6 protein-coding genes and 1 pseudogene are annotated in these 8,480 nt (G+C 65.8%); 3 read left to right on the top strand and 4 right to left on the bottom strand.

Translation table 11 applies throughout. The features are described 5' to 3' along the window. The 3 genes and pseudogenes from WB785_RS18930 to glf form a co-directional block, all read right to left on the bottom strand. Positions 1–161 (bottom strand): annotated as a pseudogene (locus tag WB785_RS18930) (phosphatase PAP2 family protein); the annotation flags it as partial. After that, complete coding sequence (locus WB785_RS18935; RefSeq protein WP_424080831.1) at positions 142–2,121, bottom strand: glycosyltransferase; 1,980 nt, start codon at positions 2,119–2,121, stop codon at positions 142–144. The gene WB785_RS18935 and the pseudogene WB785_RS18930, both read right to left, overlap by 20 nt. After that, positions 2,118–3,323 (bottom strand): UDP-galactopyranose mutase, encoded by a 1,206-nt coding sequence (glf, locus tag WB785_RS18940; protein WP_424080832.1) that lies wholly within the window; start codon positions 3,321–3,323, stop codon positions 2,118–2,120. Before glf ends, WB785_RS18935 begins: the two co-directional genes overlap by 4 nt. A gap of 113 nt (positions 3,324–3,436) precedes the next feature. Here glf and WB785_RS18945 point away from each other — a divergent pair, with 113 nt between their 5' ends. The 3 genes from WB785_RS18945 (at position 3,437) to WB785_RS18955 (ending at position 7,805) form a co-directional block, all read left to right on the top strand. Next, positions 3,437–4,621, top strand: a complete 1,185-nt coding sequence (locus WB785_RS18945; RefSeq protein WP_424080833.1) for an RNA-guided endonuclease InsQ/TnpB family protein — start codon at positions 3,437–3,439, stop codon at positions 4,619–4,621. A gap of 337 nt (positions 4,622–4,958) precedes the next feature. Further along, the gene (locus WB785_RS18950; RefSeq protein ID WP_424080834.1) at positions 4,959–5,990 is read left to right on the top strand and encodes a hypothetical protein; all 1,032 of its coding nucleotides are present in this window, start codon (positions 4,959–4,961) and stop codon (positions 5,988–5,990) included. Positions 5,991–6,188: 198 nt separating this feature from the next. Next, positions 6,189–7,805: an N-acetylmuramoyl-L-alanine amidase gene (locus tag WB785_RS18955; protein WP_424080836.1), complete on the top strand. Its 1,617-nt coding sequence runs from the start codon at positions 6,189–6,191 to the stop codon at positions 7,803–7,805. 7 nt (positions 7,806–7,812) lie between these two features. On the opposite strand, the gene WB785_RS18960 is transcribed toward WB785_RS18955, so the two are convergent. Further along, a partial coding sequence (locus WB785_RS18960) for an HAD family hydrolase (protein ID WP_424080835.1) occupies positions 7,813–8,480 on the bottom strand: 668 nt, incomplete at its 5' end.

Genomic DNA, 8,480 nt, shown 5'->3' on the forward strand with positions numbered 1-8,480 from the left:
ATTACCGACACCGCCAACCAGCCGATGCTGTGCTCACCGAAATGCGACAGCGCCCGCGCGGCCACCAACGCACCGGGACGGCTGCCCAACGCCGATTGAATCGCTACCAGCGCAGCCACTTCACCGCGCGGCGGTGCCGAGTCAGGCGCGATGTCGGCCATTGCCAGACACAGTGTTTTCCGTGTTTTCCGCCTCCGTGCCCGGAAGTAGCACCGTCTCCCACTTCTCCTTGCTGGACAGCACCGGCAGCGCCGCGCGGTAGACACGGCGCATCTTGTCGAAACGACTCAGCAGTTGCCGCTGACGCCGCATCGACTGCCACAGCAACGCAAACATCTTTGCTCGGTCACGCTGCCGGTAGACCGCGCCGCGACCGTCAGCCGTCGTGACCGTCGCACCGTCGAGCGTGGACAGCCGAAACCACCGGGCGTCTTGCGTCGGCACGTTCAACTGCGGGCGCCGATGATGCGTCGGGTCTGCCTGCTTGAGCTGGTGCAGCGTGCCACGCAGCAGCCGGTACCCGACGACCAGTGGATGCACCGGCGGCTTCATCTCCTGGTTGCGCTGCGACGGCGCCGGCAATTCGTCGGACGACGGCAACACCACAGCATCGGGGTAGGCCTTGCGCATCCGGTGCACCTCGGGCAGCGCGGATTCCAGTATCGAGAAGATGTGCTCTGGACCAGCGAGGAAATCGTCGATCGCTTTGTTCTGAATGGCCACTGTCGAATATTCAAGGCAGGAAAGGTGTTTCAGTGTCGCCTTGAGGTGGCTCCGCACTAGCCCGGACACGTCACCGTTCCAGTGCATGGCCGCGACTACCAGCCGGTTACGCAGGTGGAAATAGGCTTGCCAGTCGATCGCGTCGTCCTTGTCGCTCCACGCCATGTGCCAGATCGCCGCGCCGGGCAACGTGGCGGTGGGGTAGCCGTGCTCGGCGGCGCGCAGCCCGTAATCGGCGTCGTCCCATTTGATGAACAGCGGCAACGGCTGGCCCAGCTCCTCGGCGACCTGCCGCGGGATCATGCACGTCCACCAGCCGTTGTAGTCGACGTCGATGCGCCGGTGCAGCAATTGGCTGCGAGGGTTGTTGTCGCTCAACGGGAATTCGGCGAAGTCGTGGTCGTATTCGGTGAACGGCGCCGCGGTCCACATGAAGTTCTCCCGGTCGACCATCTCGCCCATGATGTGCAGGTGCGAGGGCTCCTGCAGGTTGAGCATTTGGCCGCCGACCAGCATTGGCGCCTTAGCGAAGCGATGCATCGCCAGGATGCGCAGAATGGTGTCCGACTGCAGCTGAATATCGTCATCCATGAACAGGATCTGCTGACAGTCAGTGTTTTTCAGTGCCTCATACATCACCCGGCTGTATCCGCCGGAGCCGCCGAGGTTGGGCTGGTCGTGAATGGAAAGCCGATCGCCCAGTGGTGCAGCGACAGTGGCGAAATCGGGGTGATCACGCACCTTCGAGGTGCCCTGGTCTGGCACAATCACTGCACCGATCACCTTGTCCACCAAGGGATCCGCGGTGAGCTCGCGCAGTGCGTTGACGCAGTCATTCGGCCGGTTGAAGGTCGGGATGCCGATCGCGACGTTCGCGACACCTGGCGCGGGCTGGTCGGAGTACCAGCCGGCACTGCGCAGCGTCACGTCGGTGTCGGTGGTGATGTCGAACCAGATCCACCCACCGTCTTCGAAAGGCTGCAGCCCAACCTGGAATTCGATGATCGCCGGCTTGCTGTCCGTGCCGTCGAATTTGCGTCCCTCGACAAAGATCCGGGCGCCGGTGGCCTTGGTGCGATAGACGTCGACGCGGCCCGTGCCGGTCAATTCGGCGTGCAGCACCACCGATGTGCACGTCGTCCACCTCCGCCAATAACTGGCCGGAAAAGCGTTGAAGTAGGTGGCGAACGACACCTCGGATTCGGGGCCGATCTGCAGCGATGTGCGATCGCTGGCGTGCGCGCGGCGGGAATTGGTCTTCGACTCCTCCAGGTAAAGCTTGCGCACGTCGAGCGGCTCGCCTGGACGCGGCATGATGACGCGGGCCAGCAGGCTCACGGCCTTACCGGATTGCCGGGTCGCGGCTTGGCTTGCATCGTCGGCGGTGGTTTTGCTCATCCGCGAATGCTTCCTTTGTTGTTTTCGTCCAGCGAGGCGCCGTCGCGCAGGTGTGGCGCCAGGGTGTTGTCGTACATGTTCAGCGCGCTGGCGATGGCCATGTGCATGTCGAGATATTGGTAGGTGCCGAGCCGCCCGCCGAAAAGCACCTTCGACGAAGCGGCTTCATCTTTGGCCCTGGTCCGGTAGGCCGCCAGCACGGTGCGGTCGGCCTCGGTGTTGATCGGGTAATAGGGCTCGTCGTCATGCCCGGCGAATCGGGAGTACTCCCGCATGATCACGGTCTTGTCGGTCGGGTAGTCGCGTTCAGGGTGGAAGTGGCGGAACTCGTGAATGCGGGTGTAGGGCACGTCGAGGTCGTTGTAGTTCATCACCGGCGTGCCCTGGAAATCTCCGGTCGGCAGTACTTCGACCTCGAAATCCAGTGTGCGCCAACCCAGATGGCCGTCCGCATAGTTGAAGTAGCGGTCCAGCGGGCCGGTGTAGACCACCGGAGCGTCCGGATTGGCGGCGCGTAGCTCGTCGCGGACGTCGAACCAGTCGGTGTCCAGCCTGACCTCGATGCGCTCGTCGGCCGCCATGTTCTGCAGCCAGGCCGTGTAGCCGTTGACCGGCAGACCCTCGTAGGTGTCGTTGAAGTAGCGGTTGTCGAAGGTGTATCGCACCGGCAGCCGGGTGATGTTGGCCGCGGGCAGCTCCTTGGGATCGGTCTGCCACTGCTTGGCGGTGTAGCCCTTGACGAACGCCTCGTACAACGGACGGCCGATCAGCGAGATCGCCTTCTCTTCGAGGTTCTGGGCATCCTCCGACTTGATTTCGGCGGCCTGCTCGGCGATCAGCTGCCGCGCCTCGCCGGGGCTGAAGTAGCGGCCGAAGAACTGGGAAACCAGCCCCAGCCCCATCGGGAATTGGTAGGCCTGCCCGTCGTGCAGCGCGAAGACCCGATGCTGGTAGCCGGTGAACTCGGTGAACTGCCGCACGTAATCCCACACCCGCTTGTTGGAGGTGTGGAAGAGGTGCGCGCCGTACTTGTGCACCTCGATGCCGGTCTGCGGCTCGGCCTCCGAGTAGGCGTTTCCGCCGATATGCGGGCGCTTTTCGACGACGAGCACGCGCTTGTCGAGTTGGCTTGCCACGCGCTCGGCAACCGTCAGGCCGAAGAATCCGGAGCCGACGACGAAGAGGTCGAAACGAGTGGTCATCGTCCTTCCTTCGGCAGAAAATCCCGGCGGTAGCGGCGAGACGCAGCGCCGATCCGGAGGTGGGCGGGCGTGCGATCCTCACTGGTGTCGGTGGTTGTGGCTAGCGTCCGGGTATGTCTCGGTTCCGATTGTTGCCGACGCCTGATCAGCAGGTGGTATTGGTAGAGCATTGCCGCCAAGCCCGGTTTGTGTGGAACCTGGCTGTGGAGCAGCAGCAGTTGTGGCAACCCGGACGTCACGTCCCAGGGTATAACGAGCAGTGTGCCCAGTTGACCGAGGTCCGCGCCCATTACAACTGGTTGGCGGCCGGATCCCAAACGGTGCAACAGCAGGCCTTGCGCGATTTTGCCCAAGCCATGCGCAACTTCTTCGCCGGCACCCACGGGCGTCCGTCGTGGCGCAAGGCCGGCGTGCATGAAGGTTTCCGACAAGTCGGGGTCAAACCCGGCCACATCGAGAAACTGAATCGACGGTATGGGCGGATGTGGGTGCCGAAGGTGGGCTGGGTCCGCTTCCGCTGCACCCGCGCCATGCCCGCCGGCGTGAAGTCCTATCGCATTACGCGGGATCGGGCGGGGCGCTGGCATGTCGCCTTCCCGCACATCCCCGACCCCATCCCGGGACCGGACGATGGCAGCGTGGTCGGTGTCGATCGCGGGGTGGCGGTCTCGGTGGCACTGTCGACCGGCGAACTGCTGCACGCCCCTGACCTGACCCCGGGAGAACAGACCCGGCTGCGCCGCCTGCAGCGACGCCTCGCGCGAGCGCGGCGCGGATCCAAGCGCCGAGCGCGCACCAAGTTGGCTATCGCCAAACTTAAGGCGCGCGAAACTGATCGGCGACGTGACTGGGTGGAAAAGACCACCACCGATCTGGCGCGCCGATTCGACACCATTCGGGTGGAGCACCTTGACGTGCGAGCGATGACCCGCTCGGTGCGCGGCACGCTTGACCAACCGGGTGTTCGGGTGGCGCAGAAGCGGGGCCTCAATCGTGAAATCCGTCGGCAAGGGTGGGGTCGACTGGTTGCCCGGCTCGACCACAAGGTCGCGGGACGACTCGAACGGGTCCCGGCGGCGTACACGTCGCAACGATGCTCTGCTTGTGGGCACGTCGCACCCGAAAACCGCAAGAGCCAAGCAGTCTTTTCGTGTGTAGCCTGCAAGGCCGGGCCGTGCAATGCCGACGTGAACGCAGCACGGAACATTGCCGCCGGACGGGCGGTGCCAGCACAGGGAGACCTCGCCGTTGGGCGGTCTGTGAACTGTGAACCTCAAGTCGGCTCTCCTGCTGCCTAAGTAGGTTGGGTCGTTTGAAATCCCCAGACTCCAACCTGGGGAGGACGTCAACGGTTGCCTAGGGTATCCGAAGGCATGCCTGGCGACCGCTTGGCGAGGCGGTTGCATCAACGTCGAATGTGCCCAAAGTCCGAATACCAGCGCCGCGCCGCACGATTGAGCGCATTTTCAGTGACGAAGGTCGCGATTGGCTCACGATTCGATCTCGTCACACTAGTCACACCATTCACGTCAGTACCATCGATCACGTGACCCGAGTACCGCCTCTCAGGCACCTTGCCCGCCCTTAAGCAGGCATGAAACGCCAGACCACATGGTCCAGATTGAGGAGACTTCCGTGCCGAACCGACGTCGACGCAGGCTCTCGACAGCCATGAGCGCAGTCGCCGCTCTGGCGGTCGCGAGTCCTATTGCTTACCTTGCCGTTTGCAACTTGTCAGCCGACACCAAGCCGGCACCGCAGCACCGCGAGTTCGTCCGTGCCGCGGGGATGACCGACTTGCCCGGCGAATTGATGTCCGCGCTGTCCCAAGGGCTGTCCCAGTTCGGGGTGAACCTTCCGCCCGTGCCTAGCCTGACCGGTGCCACCAGCCCCGGCCTGACCTCGCCGGTGCTCACGTCACCTGGCCTGACCTCGCCCGCCCTCACGTCGCCGGGTCTCACGTCGCCGGGCCTGACCACGCCCGGCCTGACGACGCCGGGCCTAACCACGCCCGGCCTGACCACGCCGGGCCTAACCACTCCCGGTCTGACGACTCCGGGTGCGACCACTCCGGGTCTGACCACTCCCGGCGCGACCACTCCGGGTTTGACCACGCCCGGGGCGACCACTCCGGGCGCGACTGCAGGCCTGACTCCGGGCGCTACTGCGGGCCTGACGCCAGGCACGACCCCCGGCGTCACACCGGGAACGACCCCCGGCCTGACTGACCCGTCGTTGACTAGCCCGGCTCTGACCAGCCCCGGCGGCTTGACGCCTGGGCTGACCAACCCGGCCGGCTTCGACCCGTCGTCTGGTGCTCTGCCGAATCCGGGCGAATACCCGATCAGCGAGCCGATCGGATTAGACCCCGGTGCCGGCGGCACGTACCCGATCCTCGGCGATCCCTCGCTCGGCGCTGCGCCGTCGGCCGGCGCAAGCAGCGGCGGCAGCGGCGGGCTGGTCAGCGACCTGATGAGCGCTGCCAACCAGCTGGGCGCCGGTCAGGTCATCGACCTGCTCAAGGGCGTGATGATGCCGGGGATTACTCAGGCAATGCAAGGTGCCAACCCGGCCGCGGCTGCGGCTGCGGCTGCACCGGCCGCGGCTGCACCGGCCGTCGCTGTGCCGGGTCTCCCCGTACCGGCGCCACCGGTGCCGACACCCTGATCGGAGACCCGGCGTCGGGACGACCACCCGAAACGGCACCGCAGAAGTGGGACCGAGCGTGACCAGCGCCGCCCAACCTCTGCGGTGCCGTTGCCGCGGGTGCTGGACATAGTTCAGTTATGTAGCGTGTCGAATCATCTGTAACATCAGACACATACGTAACATCGGGTGGTGCCGCTCCGCCGTCCCGCACCGACGATGCTGCTCACCGCCATCGCGGCGACAGCCGTCATCGTGCCGTGGGCGGTCGAGTCCCCCGGGCATCGGGACCAGCGCCATCAGGCGGCCCGCCCGGGCGATACTCACCTCACCCAACAACCGTTGATCGGTGTCGGCGGCGGCGTAACGGTCCGCGAAGTCAGCCAAAGCACACCGTTTGCCATGGTTGCGCTGGCCGGCGGCGACCTCAGCCGCACATCGGCGCGGATACGCGCACGCCATGCCGACGGCTCATGGGGGCCCTGGCATGAAACGCAGGAGACCGAGGCGCTGCCGGGCCCGGGCGGCCAAGGGTCGACACCCGGTCGATCCGGAACCGATCCGGTCTTTGTAGGCAAGACGACGACGGTTCAGATCGCGATCAGCCGACCGCCCGGCGCGGCGCCGACCGTGCTGCCGAGGGGCTCGACGCCGGCCACGACCGACCTGGGCTACCTGCCGGCCAGCGCCGGACAGCCGCTCGCACAAAACATCTCGGCTGTCCTTATTTCCCCGCCGCAGGCGCCGGCCGACACCCAGTGGACGCCGCCCACCGCCGTCATCGCGGCGGGTCAGCCGCCCAGCATCATCGGTCGCGCGCAATGGGGCGCCGACGACTTGGTGCGCTGCGGAAACCGGCCGTTCGACGAGCCCATCCGCGCCGCGGTCGTTCACCACACCGCCGAGAGCAACGACTACCAGCCGCAGGACTCGGCTGCAATCGTCCAATCGATTTACGCCTACCACACCCAGATCCTGGGCTGGTGCGACATTGCCTACAACGCGCTGGTCGACAAGTACGGCCAGGTGTTCGAGGGCAGAGCGGGTGCACTCACCGGGCCGGTGCAGGGCGACCACACCGGCGGCTTCAACAGCGAGACGTGGGGTGTGGCGATGATCGGCAATTTCGACGACATCGCGCCGACCCCGATCCAGCTGCACACGGTCGGGCGACTGCTCGGCTGGCGCCTCGGCCTGGATCACGTCGACCCCAAAGGGACAGTCACGTTGGCCTCGGCCGGTGGACCCGACACCAACGTTCCCGTCGCTGCCACGGCGACGCTGCCGACTATTTTCAGCCACCGCGACGTCGGCGCCACCGACTGCCCTGGCAACGTCGGCTATGAGCTGCTCGGCGAAATCCGCGACACCGCAGCTCATTTCAATAGCCCGCCCAGCCCCGAAGACCTGGCGATGGCGCTGCGCGGCGGCGCGATATATGACCGCTGGCAGTCGATGGGTGGGCTGAACAGCGTGCTGGGCGCGCCGACATCACCGGAAGCGACCGGTGCAGGTTCGGCGCGCTATGCCACTTTCGACAAGGGCGCGATGTACTGGTCGCCCGACACCGGTGCGCAACCCGTGACCGGAGCCATCTATGACGCGTGGGCCTCACTCGGCTATGAGCGCGGTGCTCTGGGACTGCCGACCAGCGGCGAGTTGCAGGAGCCGCAATGGGTTAAGCAGAATTTCCAGCACGGCACGCTGGACATTGACCGGCTCAGTGGTCACGTCAGCCGGGTGATCGACGGCGTCGTCGAGGAATTGCCGCCGTCTCCGCCGACCGGACCACCGACGCAGCTCGAGCGGTTCTCGCCAGTCCATCCGGCGGACTGAGCGAGCTTCACAGCCACCAGCGTTCCAGCACCCGCGCCACCCCGTCGTCGGTGTTGGGGGTGGTCACCTCATTGGCGGCCGCTATCGCGTCGGGATGCGCATTGCCCATCGCCACCCCGTGGCCAGCCCGCAGCAGCATCGGCACATCGTTGGGCATGTCGCCGAACGCAACCCAGTCATCATCGGTAATGCCAAGTGGGCGTGCGAGTTCCGCGATACCGGTGGCCTTGTTGATGCCCAACGGCACGATTTCGATCAGGCCGTTGTTGGTGGAAAAGGTGATGTCGCCCTCGATGCCGACGTGCTTGGCGAGCTCGGCGGCCATATCGCCGCTGCGGGCACCGGCCTTGCGCACCAGGAGTTTCACCGCAGGGGCGCTCAGCAGGTCTTCGATGGACACTTCGGTGTTGTCCGGATTGAGCCAGGCGTGCTCGTAGCCCGGCGAGCTGACAAACTGCGGCGTCGCCGCGTCGTGCGCGCTGCGGCCGATCCGCTCGACCGCCAACCCGGCGCCAGGGATGGCGCGCGTCGCGATCTCGGCGAGTTCGCCCAGGGTGTCGGCGGATAACGTCCGGGCGGATAGCACACGGTCGGTGGCGGGGTCGTAGATCACGGCGCCGTTGGCGCACACCGCCATCGGCGCGAACCCGAGCTCGTCGATCACCCGCTGCACCC

The sequence above is a fragment of the Mycobacterium sp. genome (assembly GCF_049585075.1).
Taxonomy (GTDB): Bacteria; Actinomycetota; Actinomycetes; order Mycobacteriales; family Mycobacteriaceae; genus Mycobacterium.